The sequence below is a fragment of the Pseudomonas sp. A genome, assembly GCF_056270345.1.
On record NZ_CM149873.1, the window covers coordinates 985,163 to 1,003,385 of the forward strand.

Sequence of the window (18,223 nt, forward strand, 5' to 3'; positions counted from 1 at the left end):
GAATCCGACGAGTAGCACGAGTTGTACACAATTCTCTAAGTTATTGAATTATGTATGAAACTTTATCGATTTTCGGTTGTCTGAGCTATTTATGACGAAGCCCTGAACCGTTGCGGAACAGGGCTTTTTTGTGGGCAATTGCTCGGAATCTGCGCTTGCCCTTGTAGGAGCGGCCTCGTGCCGCGAAAGGGGTGCGAAGCGCCCCCACGATTTGTGCATCAAGCAGATATCGCCGGGGCCGCTTTGCGGCCCTTTCCGGCCGGTCCGACGCCTAGGCAAGGCCGCTCCTACAGGGATCGCGCATAGCCCAATCTTGCTCAGATGATGCGCCCGTCGTCCCGCGCCCGCTCCAGCTTGATGGCGATGAACTTCGACGTCGGCGTATGGCTGCCATCGCCGATGCTTTCCAGCGGCACCAGCGGGTTCACCTCCGGGTAGTAGGCCGCCGCCTGGCCGGCGGGAATGTCGAACGCCAGCAGGGTGAAGCCATGCACCCGGCGCACATGCTCATCGCCCCACAGCGACACGATGTCGACCTTCTGCCCTGGCTGGAAGCCCAGGCGGACGATGTCGGCTTCGTTGACGAACAGCACGTCGCGCTGGCCGCGCACGCCGCGGTAGCGGTCGTCCATGCCATAGATGGTGGTGTTGTACTGATCGTGCGAACGCATCGACTGCATGATCAGGTCCGGCAACTGGCCGCTGGCGCGCACGCGCTCGTCGAGCAGGCTGTCGGGCAGCAGGTTGGCCTTGAAGTTGGCACGGCCGCTGGCGGTCTTCCACTGGCGGCTGCCGGCGCTGTTGCCCAGATAGAAGCCGCCGGGCAGGCGCAGGCGTTCATTGAAGTCGGCAAAGCCGGGGATGGTGTCGGCGATCAGGTCGCGGATGCGCGCGTAGTCGGCCACCAGCCAGTGCCAGTCCACCGGCTGCTTGCCCAAGGTGGCGGCGGCGATGCCGGCGACCACGGCCGGCTCCGAGCGCATCTGCCGGGACAGCGGCTTGAGCTGGCCGTTGGAGGCATGGACCATGCTGAACGAGTCCTCCACCGTCACCGCCTGCGGGCCTTCGCCCTGCAGGTCGATATCGGTGCGGCCCAGGCACGGCAGGATCAGTGCCTGCTTGCCGTGGACCAGGTGGCTGCGGTTGAGCTTGGTGCTGATGTGCACGGTCAGCTCGCAGTTGCGCAGCGCCTGCGCGGTACGCTCGGTGTCCGGCGTTGCCTGGGCGAAATTGCCGCCCAGGCCGATGAACACCTTGGCCCGACCGTCAAGCATGGCGTGGATCGCCTCGACGGTGTTGTGGCCGTTATGGCGCGGCACCGGGAAACCGAAGCGTTTTTCGAGAGCGTCGAGCAGGAACACTGGCGGCCGTTCGTTGATGCCCATGGTGCGGTCGCCCTGCACGTTGCTGTGGCCGCGCACCGGGCACAGGCCGGCGCCGGGCACGCCGAGGTTGCCGCGCAGCAGCATCAGGTTGACGATTTCCTGGATGGTCGGCACCGAATGGCGGTGCTGGGTGATGCCCATGGCCCAGCACATGATCACCCGCTTGCCCTTGCAGTACATACGCGCCGACAGTTCGATGCCGGCCAGGGTCAGGCCCGATTGCGCCTGGATCTGCTCCCACGGGGTGGCATCGACCGCTGCCAGGTACTCGTCCACGCCATGGCCGTGCTCGGCGATGAAGGCATGGTCGAAGATCGCCGGCTCGCCCTTGGCCTGGGCTTCACGCTCCCACTGCAGCAGGAACTTGGCCATGCCGCGCAGCAGCGCCATGTCGCCGCCCAGGGCCGGGCGCAAGAACGCCGTGTTGGTCGGGCGGTCAGTGTTGGTCAGCATCTCCAGCGGGTTCTGCGGATGCTGGAAACGCTCCAGGCCACGCTCCTTGAGCGGGTTGACGCAGACCACCTGGGCAGCGCGCTTCACCGCGTCACGCAGTGGGTCGAGCATGCGTGGGTGGTTGGTGCCGGGGTTCTGACCCAGGACGAAGATCGTGTCGGCGTGTTCGAAATCGTCGTACGTGACTGTGCCCTTGCCCACGCCGACGCTTTGGCCCAGCGCCACGCCGCTGGCCTCGTGACACATGTTCGAGCAGTCGGGGAAGTTGTTGGTGCCGTAGGCGCGCACGAACAGCTGGTACAGGTACGCCGCCTCGTTGCTGGCCCGGCCGGAGGTGTAGAACTCGGCCTGGTCAGGGCTGGACAGGTTGTTCAGGTGGCGGGCGATCAGGGCGAAGGCCGCGTCCCAGTCGATCGGCTGGTAGCGGTCAGTGACCGGGTCGTAGACCATCGGCTCGGTCAGGCGTCCCTGGTACTCAAGCCAGTAGTCGCTCTGCTCGAGCAGCGCGCTGACGCTGTAGCGGGCGAAGAACGCCGCATCGACGCGGCGCTTGGTGGCCTCCCAGTTGACCGCCTTGGCGCCGTTCTCGCAGAACTTGACCATGCCGCTTTCGGGCGAGTCGCCCCAGGCGCAGCCGGGGCAGTCGAAGCCGCCGTTCTGGTTGGTCTTGAGCAGGGCGCGGATGTTCTTCAGGGCGTTGTCGCTGCCCACCCAGGCCTTGGCCACGCTGCGCAGCGCCCCCCAACCGCCGGCAGGGCCGGGGTAGGGCTTGTAGCGAGGGGTGGAGGCGGGGGCGTTGTCTGGCAGTTTTTCGTAGGAGGTCACGGCTGTTGCTACTCCGCCGCTGGGCTGAACACCCGCGGTGCACTGTGTTTGGGCAGATGGATAAGGTTGAGGTTGTGCTTGCGCGCCCATTGCAGGGCCAGGCCCGTGGGCGCGGAGAGGCTGACCAACGTCTGGATGCCGGCGCGCAGGACTTTCTGGATCAGCTCCAGGCTGCAGCGGCTGGTGACGATGGCCAGGCCGCCGGTGGTGTCGATGCGCTGGCGCAGCAGGGCGCCGATCAGCTTGTCCAGGGCGTTGTGCCGGCCGATATCCTCGCGACCCAGCAGCAGCTGGCCGTCGCGGTCCATGAACAGCGCCGCGTGCACCGCGCCGCAGTGCTGGCCGAGGGGCTGGAAGGCGTCGATGCGCTGGCGCAGGTCCTTCAGCCAGTGCGCGGGCGGCAGCGGCGCGCCAGGCAGCACGTCCAGCTCGGGCAATGCCTGCTCCAGGGCCTCGACGCCGCACAGGCCGCAGCCGCTGGTGCCGGCCAGCTGACGGCGCTGGTTCTTCAGGTTCCAGAAGGCGCGGCTGGAGATCTCCAGGTCGGCATACAGCGCCGAGCCGCTGCCGGAGAGCTTCACGTCGTAGATTTCTTCGGTACCGGCGACGATGCCACTGCCCACGCTGAAACCGACGGCGAAGTCTTCCAGGTCGGTCGGGCTGACCAGCATCACCGCCTGGTTCAGGCCGTTGTAGACGATGGCCAGGGCCACTTCCTCGGCCAACGGCGTGCTTTCGCGAGCTGTGTCGGTGAGCTGGACGTAGTCGTAGGTGTTACTGGCGGCGGGCAGCGCAAAAGACGTGGACGCCGCGCAGACCGGTGGCTTGCTGTTCATCGGGGCGAATACCGGCTGGCAGTTTGACCCCACAAGCCTAGGCCCCTGTGCCGGTGGCGTCTAATCGCTAGCGTCTATGCCGTGATAGAGCGCGTCGATTGGTCGCAGTGGGGCGGGATGAGGGATCCTGGCCTAGACTCCTGCTTCCATGGATTCACCATCAAAGGAGCGCCACATGAGCCTGTTCAGTTTCGTGAAGGAAGCCGGCGAGAAGTTGATCGACCTGCTGACGCCGGGCAATGCCAATGCCGAGGAACAGTTGAAGAAGCACGTCCAGGACGTTGGCCTGGGTAACCCGAACATTTCGGCCACTGTAGAGGGTGACAAGGTCATTCTCAAGGGCGAGGTGGCCAGCCAGGAAGAGAAGGAGAAGATCATACTGGCCGCCGGCAATATCGCGGGGGTGGCTTCGGTGGATGACCAGATCACCGTCACCGGGCCGGTGGCCCAGGCGGCGCGGTTCGTCGAGGTCGAGAAAGGCGACACCCTGAGCGCCATCTCCAAACGGGTCTATGGCGATGCCAACAAGTACCAGAAGATCTTCGAGGCGAACAAGCCGATGCTGAAGGATCCCAACAAGATCTATCCGGGGCAGGTGCTGCGTATTCCGGATTAATCTTCATCGTCTGATCCGGCTCTTTCGCGGGTAAACCCGCTCCCACAGGTACTGCACCACATTCAAGGACTGTGCAACTCCTGTGGGAGCGGGTTTACCCGCGAGAGGCCCTCACAGGCCAACCAGTAACTCCCGGTAATCCTCGACCGCCGCAAACTCCTGGGTATCCCGAGGCTCCGCCCGACTGTCCGGCTGGCGCACCGCCAGCAGATGCCCCACCCCGTACCGCCGGGCACTGCGCAGAATCGCCAGGGTGTCGTCGATGAACAGGCTGCGCGCCGGTTCGAAGCCGATATCCGCGTGCAACGCGTCCCAGAACTGCGGGCTCTCTTTCGGATATCCATAGTCATGCGAACTGATCAGCCGTTCGAAGTACGGCGCCAGTTCCACCCGCTCCAGTTTCAGCGACAGTGAATCGCGATGCGCATTGGTGATCATCACCACCCGCTTGCCCGCCTTGCGCACGGCCGCGAGAAAGGTGTCGGCATCCGGCTTGAGGGCAATAAGGTCGGCGATCTCCTGTTTCAGCTCGCGGATCGGCAGACGCAGCTCGCGGCTCCAGAAGTCCAGGCAGTACCAGTTGAGCGTCCCGGCATGCTGTTCGAACAGCGGGCGCAGCTCAAGCTCGGCCATGGCTCGGCTCACGCCATGCAGCTCGGCATAGCGCTGGGGCAGGTGGTCCAGCCAGAAGCGGTTGTCGTAGTGCAGGTCGAGCAGGGTACCGTCCATGTCCAGCAGGACGGTATCGATGGCGGACCAGGGAAGAACGGGCATGGGAAATTCTCGATCAGTCGGCAAGCCACGGTATAGTAACCCGTTCACGCCAAGGAGCCGCCCCATGCGCCAGAAACCCACCGTCCTCAGCCGCGAAATCGTCGCCAGCAGCCGCCTGTTCCGGGTCGAGGCCGTGCAGTTGCGCTTTTCCAACGGCACCGAGCGCACCTACGAGCGATTGGTCGGTCGTGGCAACGGTTATGGCGCGGTGATGATCGTGGCCATGCTCGATGCCGAGCACGCGCTGCTGGTCGAGGAATACTGCGGCGGCACCGATGAATACGAGCTGTCCTTGCCCAAGGGCCTGATCGAGCCGGGCGAGGACGTGCTGGCCGCCGCCGACCGGGAGCTCAAGGAAGAGGCCGGGTTCGGCGCACGCCAGCTGGAGCACCTGACCGAGCTGTCGCTGTCGCCCGGCTACATGAGCCAGAAGATCCAGGTGGTGCTGGCCTCGGACCTGTACGAAGAACGCCTGGAGGGTGACGAGCCCGAGCCGATGCGGGTCGACAAGGTCAACCTGCGCGAGCTTTCGGCGTTGGCCATGCACCCGCAGTTTACCGAAGGACGGGCGCTGGCGGCGTTGTACCTGGCCCGTGACCTGCTGATCCAGCGTGGGGTGCTGAGCGTATGAACGATCGGCAATTGATGCAGGACGTGGTAGCGCTCACCTGCTTGGCCGGCGAGGCGATCCTGCCGTTCTGGCGCGCCGATGTGGCCGTGACCAGCAAGGCCGACGATTCGCCGGTGACTGCTGCCGACCTGGCGGCCCATCGGGTGATCGCCGAGGGTCTGCAGGCACTGGCACCGCAGATTCCGGTGCTGTCCGAGGAAGACTGCGACATCCCGCTGGCCACCCGTGAAGGCTGGCAGCGCTGGTGGCTGGTCGACCCGCTGGATGGCACCAAGGAGTTCATCGCTGGTAGCGAAGAGTTCACCGTCAATATCGCGCTGGTCGAAAACGGCGAGGTGGTGTTCGGGGTGGTGGCGATGCCGACCAATGGCCGCTGTTATTTCGGCGGGCGCAACCTGGGGGCCTGGCGTGTGGAGCGTGATGGTGCCGCGCAGCCGATCCGAGTACGCAACGCGCCACCGCAGGGGGTGAAGTTTACCGTCGTCGCCAGCCGTCGGCATTCCAGCCCGCAGCAGGAGGCCCTGCTGGCCGGGTTGAGTGGTGCGGTGGGTGAGCTGGAGCTGGCTAATATCGGCAGTTCGCTGAAGTTCTGCCTGCTGGCCGAAGGCAGTGCTGACTGTTATCCGCGGTTGGCGCCGACTTCGCAGTGGGATACGGCGGCTGCCCAGGGCGTGCTGGAAGGGGCCGGGGGTGAGGTGATCGGGTTGGATGGATTGCCGTTCCGGTATCCGGCGCGGGAGTCGTTGCTCAATCCGTTTTTCCTGGCGTTGCCCAAGGCTGCCGGTTGGCGGAAGGCGTTGATTGAGCTGGCGGGCGCTATCCGGGCTTGAGATAGCCGGGGCTGCTTTGCAGCCCATCGCGGCACAAGGCCGCTCCTACAGGGGATCACGTTTCCCTGTAGGAGCGGCCTTGTGCCGCGATGGGCCTCCAAGCTTTCAGCGATGCAACACGTACTGCCCGCTGAACCTCACCGCAGGCTCGTCGCTACCCTCGTTGCTCACCACCGTCTCCAACGTCAGCCGCGCCCGCCCGCGACGCTGGTACATCGTCAGGAACCGCTCCCAGGTCTTCTCGTCCGGCGCCGGGCACTGTGCCACCGCCGTACCGGTAACCGGCAGCGGATAACTGATCTGCCCTTCCTGGATGACGATATGCCCGTCATCGATCCCCAGCTCGCGCAGGCGCAGGTGCAGCCAGCCCCAGCCCACCAACACCGCGCCGCAGTACAGGCTGCCGCCGAACATGGTGCTTTTGTGGTTGACGTTGGGGGCCAGCGGCAGCTTCAGGCGCAGACAGTGCCGCTGCCAATCGATGACTTCCATCCCCATCTCGCGGGTCAGGGGAATATCACTGTGCAACACGGATTGCAGGTACTGGCTGTCGGTGCTCATGGACGGTTGTCCTCCTGGTCGTCGTGCCCGCCGCCGCCGTCGAAGCTCAGGCCATGCTTGCGCAGCTTGTCGTGCAGGGTCTTGCGCGGGATGCCGAGGGCTTCGGCGAGGCTGCGCATCGAGTTGTGCGGTTGGCCCAGCTCGGCGGCGATCAGCGAGCGTTCGAACTGCTCGACCTGCTCGCTGAGGTTGCCGGTTGGCACGGGCACCTGGATGTCATGGGTCGCCGCGGGCGCCTGGCCATCGAGGGCCAGCTCAAGGCCCAGGGCGAAGCGTTCGGCTGCGTTCTGCAGTTCGCGCACGTTGCCCGGCCAATCGTGGCGCAGCAGCACGGCGCGCTGCGCCGGTTGCAGGCTGTGGGGCGGCAGGCCGTGGCGCTCGCTGGCGGCGTCGGCGAAGTGCTGGAACAGCACGAGGATGTCATCGCCGCGCTCGCGCAACGCGGGAATACGCAGCGGCGCGACGTTGAGGCGGTAGTACAGGTCGGCGCGGAAGCGGCCCTGGTCGGCAGACTGGCGCAGGTCTTCCTTGGTCGCGGCAATGATGCGGATATCCAGCGGGATCAGCTGGTTGCCGCCCAGGCGTTCGACAACCCGTTCCTGCAGCAGGCGCAGCAGCTTGACCTGCACATCCAGGCTCATGCTCTCGATCTCGTCGAGGAACAGTGTGCCGCCGTTGGCGAACTCGAACTTGCCGATCCGGCGTTTCTGCGCCCCGGTGAAAGCCCCGGGCTCGTGGCCGAACAGCTCGCTCTCGACCACGGACTCGGCCAGGGCGCCGGCGTTGATCGCCACGAACGGGCCGTCGCGGCGGCTCGACAGGTCGTGCAGGGCACGGGCCACCACCTCCTTGCCGGCGCCGGTCTCACCGAGGATCAGCACGTCGGCGCGGGTCCCGGCGAGGGCGCCGATCTGCTCGCGCAGGCGCTGCATGCCCGGCGACTGGCCGACCAGGCGCGTGGCCAGCTGCTGGCGGTCGCTCAGGGCCAGGCGCAGGCTGCGGTTGTCCAGCACCAGGCGGCGCAGGGCCAGGGCACGGCGCACGCTGTCGAGCAGGGCGTCGCTGGCGAAGGGCTTTTCGAGGAAGTCGTAGGCGCCGGCGCGCATTGCCTGCACCGCCAGCGGCACATCGCCGTGGCCGGTGATCAGCAGTACCGGCAGCTCGTTGTCGCGGGCATGCAGTTGTTCCAGCAGTTGCAGGCCATCGATGCCGGGCATGCGGATATCGCTGACCACCACCCCTGGCCAGTCTTCCTCGATGCGCCCGGCCAGGCCCTGGGCGTCGGCCAGGGCCACGACCTTGAGCCCGGCCAGGTCCAGGGTCTGGCTCAGGGCCTGGCGCAGGTGCGGGTCGTCGTCGACCAGGAGCACCTGGGCGTGGCTATCGATCAGTGTCTCGGTCATGCCGAGGTGTCCTCCGAAGATTGCAGGTTGGCGCCGGGCTTGGCCACGCGCAGTTTCAGCGTCAGCAGGGCACCGCCTTCCGGGTGGTTGCCCAGCAGCAGCTCGCCGCCCAGCGCATGCATCAGGCTTTCACAGATGGCCAGGCCCAGGCCCAGGCCCTGGGTGCGGGTCTTGGTGGTGAAGAACGGTTCCTTGGCGTGCTCCAGGGCCTGGCGGCTGAAGCCGGGGCCATTGTCGCGGATGTACAGGTAGACGCAGTCATCCTGGCGTTCGGCACTCAGCCACAGCCTGCGTGGGTTGGCTTTCTCGGTGAGGGCATCGAGGGCGTTGGCCAGCAGGTTTCCCAGCACCTGGCGCAGGCGGGTCTCGCCGGCCTGCACCCACAGGGTAGCCTCGGGCAGGTCGCGCACCAGTTCCACGGCCATGGCCCGGCGGCGCTTGGCCAGCAGCGCGAGGGCGTCGTCCAGGGCCGGTTGCAGGGCCACGCTTTCCGGGGCGTGCTGGTCGCGGCGGGCGAAGGCGCGCAGGTGGGCGATGATCGAGGCCATGCGCCCGGTCAGCTCGCCGATCAGCTTGAGGTTGCCGCGCACGTCCTCGGTGCGCTGATGATCAAGTAGGATCTCGGCGTTCTCGGCGTAGCTGCGGATGGCCGCCAGCGGCTGGTTCAGCTCGTGGCTGATGCTGGCCGACATGGTGCCGAGCACCGACAGCTTGCCGGCCTGGACCAGTTCGTCCTGGGCGCGCACCAGCTCTTGCTGGGCGCTTTCGCGCTCGAGTACCGCGCTCTTGAGTCGGGTGTTGAGGCCTTCGAGGTCGGCGGTGCGTTCGATCACGCGGTTTTCCAGCTCCTGGCGGGCACGGGCCTCGAAATCGATACGGTCGATGTAGTGGCGACGGCGCTGCATCACCAGGCCGGCCAGGAGCATGGTCACCAGCAGCGCGCCGCCGCCGATGGCCATGACCGTCTGCACCGAGCGGTCGACCAGCAGGCGCGGGGCGAGGATGCTCACCTGCCAGCCGGTTTCCTTGATGTCGCGGGTCTGGATCAGCCAGGCGGCCTGGTCGAGGGTCAGCGGCTGCGGCGCCTGGGTCGGGTAGGGCTGGATGGCGACGATGGCCTGGCGCTCGGCCGCGGTCAGCTCGCGGGTGGCGCGAAAGCGCCAGTCCGGGCGCGAGGTGAGCACCACCACGCCGTTCTGGTCGGTCAGCAGCAGTTGTTCCGGAGTGCGGCCCCAGAGGGTTTCGGTGTGATCGAGATCGACCTTGACCACCAGCACGCCGATCACCTTGTCGCGGTCGTGCACGGCGGCGGCGAAGAAGTAGCCGCGCTTGGCCGAGGTGGTGCCTTGGCCGAAGAAGCGCCCCAGGCGGCCCTCCATTGCTTCGATGAAGTAGGGGCGGAACGAGAAGTTGCGGCCGACGAAGCTGTCCTGCTTGTCCCAGTTGGAGGCGGCCAGGGTGTTGCCGCTGACATCCATCAGGTACATCACCTCGGCGCCGGTTTGCTGGGTGATGTGCTTGAGCAGGCGGTTGGCGTTGGTCACCGCCTCGAGGCGCAACGGGTCGGCCAGCACGCTGCGCAGCGCCGGCAGGTCGCCGAGGATCTGCGGCAGGGTTTCATAGCGGTGCAGGGTGCCCAGCAGGTTGGCGACGTAGAGGTCGAGGGTCTGGCGGTTCTGCGAAGCCAGTTCGTCCTGATAGTAGCGCTCGGCCAGGTGGTGCAGCGGCCACAGCAGCGGGGCCAGGCACAGCGCCAGCAGGGCCAGGCTGCGCCAGCGGGGGCGGCGGGGAGGCGTGGGTCTTGGGATCATTGCGATAATGGCGCCAGTAGGATCTGGCGCAATTATGCGCTACTTGAGGCAGTCGATGAGTGCATCGTGCCAGTGTGGCTGGCTGACCTGCCATTCGCGGGCCAGGCGCGAACAGTCCAGGCGCGAGTTGAGCGGTCGCTTTGCCGGTGTCGGGTATTCGCTGGAAGGGATCGGCAGCAATTCGGCGCAGGGCAGGCCACGGATCTTGAGCTGTTCGCCGATGGCCTGGGCGAAGCCGAACCAGGAGGTTTCACCCTGGGCGGTCAGGTGGTAGGTGCCCCAGGCGCCGGCCTGGCCGTTCTGCCAGCGCTCGATCAATGCACGCGTACTGGCTGCAATTGTGGCTGCCCAGGTCGGGGCGCCGATCTGGTCGTCCACCACTTTCAGTTGAGCGCGTTCCTGAAGCAGGCGCTGCATGGTCAGCAGGAAATTGCGCCCATGCAGCGAATAGACCCAGCTGGTGCGCAGGATCAGGTGTTCTGCGCCTGCTGCGCGGATCGCCTGTTCTCCTGACAGTTTGCTTCGGCCGTAGACGCTCAGGGGATCAGGCTCGTCCTCTTCGTCGTACGGTGTGGCCTTGCATCCATCGAACACGTAGTCGGTTGAGTAGTGGATCAGCGGCGCGCCCAGGCGCTCGGCCTCCTCGGCGAGTACCCGTGGAGCTTCGGCATTGATCGCATAGGCTACGTCGGGCTCGTTTTCTGCCTGGTCGACAGCCGTGTAAGCGGCGGCATTTATGATCAAGTCGGGAGCATGCGTGCGCAGTTGCTCTCGCAAAAGCGCCGGTTGGGCCATGTCGAGCCGCTCACGCCCGAGTAACTGCACGTCGCCAAGACCTTCGAGCGCATCGTGCAGTGCATGGGCGACCTGGCCATTGCGACCACAGACGAGAATCTTCATGGCAATAGTGCCAGTTCGGTGAACAGTTTGCCCTGCTGGTCCTTCGCGGAAAGCTGGGGATCGTCCTTGAGCTTCCAGTCGATTGCCAGGGTGGGGTCGTCCCAGCGGATGCTATGCTCGGCTTCTGGATTGTAGTAGTCGGTGGTCTTGTACAGAAGCTCAGCCGACTCGCTGAGTACCAGGAATCCATGGGCGAAGCCCGGAGGAATCCACAGCTGGCGACGATTCTCCGCGGACAGCTGCTGGGCGACCCACTTGCCGAAGGTCCGCGAGCTACGGCGCACGTCGACTGCTACATCCAGCACTTCGCCCTGGATCACGCGCACCAGTTTGCCCTGGATGTTGCGCTCCTGATAGTGAAGCCCTCGCAATACCCCCCTCAGCGAGCGCGAGTGATTGTCCTGAACAAAACTTACCGGTAGCCCGGTATGTTCTTCGAAGACCTTGGCATTGAAGCTCTCGAAGAAGAACCCTCGATCATCTCCAAACACCTTGGGTTCGATGATCAGGACGTCAGCTATGTCTGTGGGGATGATGTTCATGCAGATTCGTCGGCCACTTTGCGCAGGTATTGACCGTATCCGGTCTTCTTCAGTTCATCGGCCTTTACCAGCAGGCTTTCGCGGCTGATCCAGCCCTTGTTGAAGGCGATTTCCTCCAGGCAGGCCACCTTGAGTCCCTGGCGGTTCTCGATGGTCTGCACGTACTGCGAGGCTTCCAGCAGGCTTTCATGGGTGCCGGTGTCGAGCCAGGCGAAGCCACGGCCGAAACGCTCGACCCGAAGGTCGCCGCGCTGAAGGTAGGCATTGGTGATGTCAGTGATTTCCAGCTCGCCCCGTGCCGACGGGCGTACGCCCTTGGCGATCTCGATCACGTCGTTGTCGTAGAAGTACAGGCCGGTCACGGCATAGCTGGACTTGGGTTGCCGTGGCTTCTCCTCGATGGACAGGGCGTTGCCCTGTTCGTCGAATTCGACCACACCGAAACGCTCGGGATCCTTGACCCAGTAGCCGAACACGGTGGCGCCGGAGGCGTGGCTGACGGCACGTTGCAGTTGCTCGGTAAAGCTCTGCCCGTGGAAGATGTTGTCGCCTAGGATCAGGCATACCGAGTCGTCGCCGATGAACGCTTCACCGATCAGGAATGCCTGGGCCAGGCCATCTGGCGAGGGCTGCTCGGCGTAGCTTATGTTGATGCCGAACTGGCTGCCGTCGCCGAACAGCTGGCGGTACTGCGGCAGGTCAAGGGGCGTGGAAATCAGCAGGATGTCGCGGATTCCGGCGAGCATCAGGACCGAGATCGGATAGTAGATCATCGGTTTGTCATAGACCGGCAGCAGTTGTTTCGACACACCGAGGGTGATGGGGTGCAGACGGGTGCCGGAGCCTCCGGCGAGGACGATACCTTTGGTCATGCGATCAGGTCCTTGAAATGGGAGGTGCCCAGGCGTTCGCCCTGGTAGCTGCCGTTCTGGACGCGGCGGCACCACTCCAGGTGATCCAGGTACCAGCGGACGGTCTTGCGCAAACCGGTCTCGAAGGTTTCCTGCGGCACCCAACCCAGTTCGCGTTCGATCTTGCCGGCATCGATGGCGTAGCGCAGGTCATGGCCCGGGCGGTCCTGGACGAAGGTGATCAGGTCGGCATAGCGAGCCACGCCGGTTGGATGTTCGGGGGCCAGCTCTTCGAGCAGCGCGCACAAGGTATGCACCACTTCGAGGTTCTTGCGCTCGTTGTGGCCACCGATGTTGTAGGTGTCACCCACCTTGCCTTCGGTCACCACCTTGAGCAGCGCCCGGGCGTGGTCTTCGACATACAGCCAGTCGCGTACCTGCTGGCCGTTGCCGTAGACAGGTAGCGGTTTTCCATCCAGGGCGTTGAGGATCATCAGCGGGATGAGTTTTTCTGGAAAATGGTACGGTCCGTAGTTGTTCGAACAGTTGGTGATCAGCACCGGCAGATCATAGGTGCGATGCCAGGCACGGACCAGGTGGTCAGAGGCCGCCTTGCTCGCCGAGTAAGGGGAGCTGGGGGTGTAAGGGGTCGTCTCGGTAAACAGGTCATTGACACCGTGCAGGTCGCCATACACCTCGTCAGTCGAGATGTGGTGGAAGCGGAACCGTGCGCGCCGTTCGGCTGGCAGCTGGCTCCACCAGGCGCGGGTTGCCTCGAGCAGGGCGTAGGTGCCGACGATATTGGTCTGGATGAAAGCCGCCGGGCCATCGATGGAGCGGTCGACATGGGACTCGGCGGCCAAGTGCATGATGGCGTCGGGTTGGAAACGTTCGAGGAGCTTGCCCACCGTTGGCTGGTCGGCGATGTCGGCCTGGACGAACTCATAGCGGCTGTTGTCGGCGATTCCCTGTAACGACTCCAGGTTGCCTGCGTAGGTCAACTTGTCGAGGTTGAGCACTTCATGATCGGTATCACCGATAAGATGGCGGATCAGCGCCGAGCCGATAAAGCCGGCACCGCCGGTGACGAGAATGCGCATGAGCATGTGCCTCTACTGGAAGCCTGTGGCCTAAAGCCTGGTTTGTTTGGTTGTAGCCGCTCTTGACCGATCACGCCGGCGCTGGAAATCCATTGCCTGATTTGATCTGCCCCTTGTATATCGGCAGCAGCAGTGGCGATATAAGTGGCAAAAAAAGAGGTTTCCACCTATGTCCCTGAGCATCCTGACTCAACGTGCGTGCTTGCCCAGCCCATCACTCGGTGAGGCCCAGGCCAACGCCCTGCTGCAGTCGCATTATGACCTGCAAGGGCAGTTGCAGGCACTGGGTAGCCAGCAGGATCTGAATTTTTGCGTCGACAGCGACCAGGGCCGGTATGTGCTCAAGGTCTGCCATGGCAGTTATGCGCTGATCGAACTGCAGGCACAGCATGCGGCCCTGGCTTATCTGCGCGGGCAAGGCATGCCGGTGCCAGTGGTGCGTCCGGCGAACACGGGCGAGTCATTGCTGGCGCTGGACATCGATGGTCAGCCGTTGCGGGTCCGTTTGCTAGATTACATCGACGGCCAGCCTCTGACACGTCTTGGGCACTTGTCAGCGCGGGTGATGGCCGAGCTCGGCACGCTTTGCGCCGAGGTCGACAAGGCGCTGGCCGGTTTCGACCACCCGGGTCTCGAGCGTACCTTGCAGTGGGACCCGCGGCACGCCTCGGTGCTGATCGAGCACCTGTTGCCGGTGTTGCAGGATGCCCAGCGTCGCGAGCAGGTGGCACAGGTCGCCGAGCTCGCAGCCACTCGCCTGCAACCGCTGGTCGAGCAGTTACCGGTCCAGGCCGTGCACCTGGACATCACCGACGACAACGTGGTCTGGGCCCGTGATGACCAGCGGCAGTGGCAGGTGCAGGGCGTCATCGACTTCGGCGACCTGCTGCGCACCTGGCGCATCGCCGACCTGTCGGTGACCTGCGCCGCCTTGTTGCATCATGCCGAGGGCGACCCGTTGCGGATCCTGCCAGCGGTCAGCGCCTATCACGCGGCTAACCCGTTGCAGGAGGCGGAGCTGCGCGCCTTGTGGCCGCTGGTGCTGAACCGCGCCGCGGTGCTGGTGCTCAGTAGCGAGCAGCAGCTGGCGATCGACCCGGACAACCAGTACACCCGCGACAACATCGACCATGAATGGGAGATCTTCGACACCGCTTGCGCCGTGCCCGCCGCGCTGATGGAGGCGGCGATCCTGCAGGCGGCGGGCCAGGTGCCCGGGACGCCGGACATGAGCGCTTGCGCCGTGTTGCTGCCGAGTCTTGCCGGGCAGCCGGTCGCCCGGGTCGACCTGGGCGTGCTCAGCCCCCTCTGCGAGGCGGGCAATTGGGAGCAGCCGGGCTTCGACCAGCGCCTGCTCGCCGCCCAGCCGGGCCCGGCGTGCAGCCTCCATGGGCAGTACCGCCTGTCGCAAACCCATATCGATCGGCCCGAAGAGCCGGCCACCTGTGCCCTGGGCGTGGAGCTGAGCCTGCTGCCCGGTAGCGCGCTGCAAGCACCCGAGGCTGGTGTATGGCAGCGCACCGGGGATGGTCGTGGCTGCCTGCGAACCACGCACTGGAGCCTGTGGCTCGCTGGCCTGGAAGAGACGCCGGCCGATGGCCAGGCGCTGCTCAAGGGGCAGGCGCTGGGCGCGACCTGTGGCTTCCTCAGCGTGCAGCTGTGCCTGGATGCCGATACCCGCCCACCGTTCTTCGCCACACCGTCCCACGCATCCGCCTGGCTGGCCCTGTGCCCGTCACCGCGTGCTCTGCTGGGCTTCGACTGCGATGCCGAGCCACTGGCCGACGCGCAGGCCTTGCTGGCCCGTCGCGATGCCAGCTTCGCCCGCTCGCAGAAGCATTACTACGCTCAGCCGCCGCACATCGAGCGCGGCTGGCGCAACTACCTGATCGACATGCAGGGCCGCTCGTACCTCGACATGCTCAATAACGTCGCGGTGCTTGGCCATGGCCATCCGCGCATGGTCGCCGAGTCGGCGCGCCAGTGGTCGCTGCTCAACACCAACTCGCGCTTCCACTACGCGGCCATCGCCGAGTTCTCCGAGCGCTTGCTGGAAGTGGCCCCGGAAGGCTTTGACCGGGTGTTCCTGGTCAACAGCGGCACCGAGGCCAACGACCTGGCGATCCGCCTGGCCTGGGCCTACAGCGGCGGGCGCGACCTGCTCAGCGTGCTGGAGGCCTACCACGGCTGGTCGGTGGCCACCGACGCGATCTCCACCTCCATCGCCGACAACCCCCAGGCCCTGGAGACCCGTCCGGACTGGGTGCACCCGGTGGAGGCACCGAACACCTTCCGCGGGCGCTACCGGGGCACCAACAGCGCCGCCGACTATCTGCGCGACGTCGATGCCAAGCTGGCCGACCTCGACGCCCGTGGCCGCCAGCTGGCAGGGATGATCTGCGAGCCGGTGTACGGCAACGCCGGGGGCATCTCGTTGCCGCCGGGCTATCTGCGCGAGGCTTATGCCAAGGTGCGCCAGCGCGGCGGGGTGTGCATCGCCGACGAGGTGCAGGTCGGCTATGGGCGCTTGGGCGAGTATTTCTGGGGCTTCGAGGAGCAGGGCGTGGTACCGGACATCATCACCATGGCCAAGGGCATGGGCAACGGCCAGCCGTTGGGCGCGGTGATCACCCGGCGCGAGATCGCCGAGGCACTGGAGGCCGAGGGCTATTTCTTCTCCTCGGCCGGAGGCAGCCCGGTCAGTTGCCGCATCGGCATGGCGGTGCTGGATGTGATGCGCGACGAGGGGCTGTGGGACAACGCCCGTGACGTCGGCCGCCACTTCAAGGCACGCCTGCAGGCATTGGTCGATAAATATCCGCTGGCCGGCGCCGCCCACGGTTCCGGGTTCTACCTGGGGCTGGAACTGGTGCGCGACCGCCAGACCCTGGAGCCGGCGACCGAGGAGACCATGATCCTGTGCGATCGCCTGCGCGACCTGGGGATCTTCATGCAGCCGACCGGCGACTACCTGAACATCCTCAAGATCAAACCGCCGATGTGCACCACGCGGGCCAGCGTGGACTACTTTGTCGACAGCGTGGAGCGGATCCTGGGTGAAGGTTTGTGATATCGATTTTTATCGGATTTTGTGCGTCGTTTATACGAAAACGGTCTTGCCGATAACTTCTAAAGTCGATATTTATCGTTTATAAGTGTCCGCTTTACCGTAGCCGGGACCGCGATGCGGTCCTTTCGCGGCACAAGGCCGCTCCTACAGGTCCCACACATTTTCTTTGTAGGAGCGGCCTTGTGCCGCGAAAGGCGCGCGCAGCGGGCCCTGGACCACCGACAGTTGCCATCAGAGGCCATCGATGAAAACGCTCAACTCGACTCCCCGCGCCGACGGTTTCCACATGCCCGCCGAGTGGGCCCCCCAGACCCAGGTGTGGATGGTCTGGCCGGAGCGCCCGGACAACTGGCGCCTGGGTGGCAAGCCGGCGCAGGCCGCCCACGTGACCCTGGCCAAGGCCATCGCCCGTTTCGAGCCGGTCACCGTGGCGGTGTCCGCCGGCCAGTACGCCAACGCCCGTCGCCAGCTCGACCTGCCCAACATCCGCGTGGTCGAGATCAGCAACGACGACGCCTGGGTGCGCGACACCGGGCCGACCTTCGTCATCAACGACCATGGCGAAGTGCGTGGCGTGGACTGGGGCTTCAACGCCTGGGGTGGCTTCGACGGTGGCCTGTACGCCCCCTGGAACCGCGACGAGGAGCTGGCCGCCAAGGTCATGGAGATGGAGCGCGTGCAGCGCTACCACACCGAAGGTTTCGTGCTCGAGGGTGGTTCGATCCACGTCGACGGCGAAGGCACCCTGATCACCACCGAGGAATGCCTGCTCAACCGCAACCGCAACCCGCACCTGAACCGCGAGCAGATCGAGGAGATCCTGCGCGAGCACCTGGCGGTCGAGACCATCGTCTGGCTGCCGGACGGCCTGTACAACGACGAGACCGATGGCCACGTCGACAACTTCTGCTGTTACGTCAGCCCCGGCGAAGTGTTACTGGCCTGGACCGATGATTCCAATGACCCCAACTATGCACGCTGCCATGCCGCCTACGAGGTGCTGAAAAACACCCGTGACGCCAAAGGCCGCGAGTTCGTGGTGCACAAGATGCCGATCCCGGGGCCACTGTATGCCACCCAGGCAGAATGCGACGGCGTTGATCATGTGGTGGGCAGCCAGGAGCGTGACCCGTCGGTGCGTCTGGCCGGTTCCTACGTGAACTTCCTGATCGTCAACGGCGGCATCATCGCCCCGAGCTTCGACGACCCGGCCGATGCCCTGGCCCGGGCGATCCTGGCCAAGGTCTTCCCGGATCACGAAGTGGTGATGATCCCGGGGCGCGAGCTGCTGCTGGGCGGTGGCAACATCCACTGCCTGACCCAGCAGCAGCCGACACCGGTAAAACGTTGATCGGCCAATGAGTGAAAAACCCGTCGGATGACGGGTTTTTTTATGCTCGCGATAATCGGTCGGGCGGCATGGCACAGCAATTGTATTGATTTTTCCTCGTGCTTCAGACGAATGGACCTACGCCATTCTGTAACGCGCCTGAAGTACCTTAGCCGCTCACTAGGCCCGGGGAGTACGTGAGGAAATGAACGCAGCAAGTGAGTCGGCTTTGCCCCCAGCGGCAGCCAGCCACCGATCGCTCAGAATCCTGGCTCAGTGGTTGAAACGTCATGGAGACAATCGGG

At 65.0% G+C, this 18,223-nt stretch carries 15 protein-coding genes; 5 read left to right on the forward strand and 10 right to left on the reverse strand.

Features of this window, described 5'->3' with window-relative positions:
* Positions 1–317 precede the first annotated feature (317 nt).
* Together AC0MAZ_RS04490 and fdhD are read right to left on the reverse strand one after the other, a co-directional pair.
* Positions 318–2,663 (reverse strand): FdhF/YdeP family oxidoreductase, encoded by a 2,346-nt coding sequence (locus AC0MAZ_RS04490; RefSeq protein WP_475860343.1) that lies wholly within the window; start codon positions 2,661–2,663, stop codon positions 318–320.
* An 8-nt stretch (positions 2,664–2,671) separates the two neighbouring features.
* Positions 2,672–3,499, reverse strand: a complete 828-nt coding sequence (fdhD, locus tag AC0MAZ_RS04495) for a formate dehydrogenase accessory sulfurtransferase FdhD (RefSeq protein WP_203648788.1) — start codon at positions 3,497–3,499, stop codon at positions 2,672–2,674.
* A 175-nt stretch (positions 3,500–3,674) separates the two neighbouring features.
* On the opposite strand from fdhD, the gene lysM reads away from it, so the two are divergent.
* Positions 3,675–4,115, forward strand: a complete 441-nt coding sequence (gene lysM, locus AC0MAZ_RS04500) for a peptidoglycan-binding protein LysM (protein ID WP_028689196.1) — start codon at positions 3,675–3,677, stop codon at positions 4,113–4,115.
* A gap of 111 nt (positions 4,116–4,226) precedes the next feature.
* Here the strand turns inward: lysM and yrfG are convergent, their stop codons facing one another.
* The gene (gene yrfG, locus AC0MAZ_RS04505) at positions 4,227–4,889 is read right to left on the reverse strand and encodes a GMP/IMP nucleotidase (RefSeq protein ID WP_254465342.1); all 663 of its coding nucleotides are present in this window, start codon (positions 4,887–4,889) and stop codon (positions 4,227–4,229) included.
* A gap of 64 nt (positions 4,890–4,953) precedes the next feature.
* Between yrfG and nudE the strand changes: the two genes are divergently transcribed.
* Entirely contained in the window at positions 4,954–5,520 is a 567-nt protein-coding gene (gene nudE, locus AC0MAZ_RS04510) for an ADP compounds hydrolase NudE (protein WP_254465341.1), read from the forward strand.
* Complete coding sequence (gene cysQ / locus AC0MAZ_RS04515; RefSeq protein WP_475860346.1) at positions 5,517–6,350, forward strand: 3'(2'),5'-bisphosphate nucleotidase CysQ; 834 nt, start codon at positions 5,517–5,519, stop codon at positions 6,348–6,350. The genes nudE and cysQ overlap by 4 nt, the downstream gene beginning before the upstream one ends.
* A 105-nt stretch (positions 6,351–6,455) precedes the next feature.
* Here cysQ and AC0MAZ_RS04520 read toward each other — a convergent pair whose 3' ends face one another.
* From AC0MAZ_RS04520 to rfbB, 7 genes are read right to left on the reverse strand one after another with little or no spacing between them, the layout of a single operon-like run.
* Positions 6,456–6,911: a thioesterase domain-containing protein gene (locus AC0MAZ_RS04520; RefSeq protein WP_203648777.1), complete on the reverse strand. Its 456-nt coding sequence runs from the start codon at positions 6,909–6,911 to the stop codon at positions 6,456–6,458.
* Positions 6,908–8,314, reverse strand: coding sequence for a sigma-54-dependent transcriptional regulator (locus AC0MAZ_RS04525; RefSeq protein WP_203648775.1), 1,407 nt, complete (start codon positions 8,312–8,314; stop codon positions 6,908–6,910). Before AC0MAZ_RS04525 ends, AC0MAZ_RS04520 begins: the two co-directional genes overlap by 4 nt.
* Positions 8,311–10,125, reverse strand: coding sequence for a sensor histidine kinase (locus AC0MAZ_RS04530; protein ID WP_232854834.1), 1,815 nt, complete (start codon positions 10,123–10,125; stop codon positions 8,311–8,313). Before AC0MAZ_RS04530 ends, AC0MAZ_RS04525 begins: the two co-directional genes overlap by 4 nt.
* A 39-nt stretch (positions 10,126–10,164) precedes the next feature.
* Complete coding sequence (gene rfbD, locus AC0MAZ_RS04535; protein WP_475860348.1) at positions 10,165–11,025, reverse strand: dTDP-4-dehydrorhamnose reductase; 861 nt, start codon at positions 11,023–11,025, stop codon at positions 10,165–10,167.
* Positions 11,022–11,567 carry a dTDP-4-dehydrorhamnose 3,5-epimerase gene (gene rfbC / locus AC0MAZ_RS04540; protein WP_475860349.1) on the reverse strand — a complete coding sequence of 182 codons (546 nt, stop codon included), beginning with the start codon at positions 11,565–11,567 and terminating at the stop codon, positions 11,022–11,024. The genes rfbD and rfbC overlap by 4 nt, the downstream gene beginning before the upstream one ends.
* Positions 11,564–12,439 carry a glucose-1-phosphate thymidylyltransferase RfbA gene (gene rfbA / locus AC0MAZ_RS04545; RefSeq protein ID WP_475860350.1) on the reverse strand — a complete coding sequence of 292 codons (876 nt, stop codon included), beginning with the start codon at positions 12,437–12,439 and terminating at the stop codon, positions 11,564–11,566. The genes rfbC and rfbA overlap by 4 nt, the downstream gene beginning before the upstream one ends.
* Complete coding sequence (rfbB, locus tag AC0MAZ_RS04550) at positions 12,436–13,518, reverse strand: dTDP-glucose 4,6-dehydratase (RefSeq protein WP_475860352.1); 1,083 nt, start codon at positions 13,516–13,518, stop codon at positions 12,436–12,438. Before rfbB ends, rfbA begins: the two co-directional genes overlap by 4 nt.
* A gap of 169 nt (positions 13,519–13,687) precedes the next feature.
* On the opposite strand from rfbB, the gene AC0MAZ_RS04555 reads away from it, so the two are divergent.
* Positions 13,688–16,588 carry an aminotransferase gene (locus tag AC0MAZ_RS04555; protein ID WP_475860354.1) on the forward strand — a complete coding sequence of 967 codons (2,901 nt, stop codon included), beginning with the start codon at positions 13,688–13,690 and terminating at the stop codon, positions 16,586–16,588.
* 244 nt (positions 16,589–16,832) lie between these two features.
* Positions 16,833–17,939, forward strand: coding sequence for an agmatine deiminase (gene aguA / locus AC0MAZ_RS04560; protein WP_475860356.1), 1,107 nt, complete (start codon positions 16,833–16,835; stop codon positions 17,937–17,939).
* Positions 17,940–18,223: the final 284 nt, after the last annotated feature.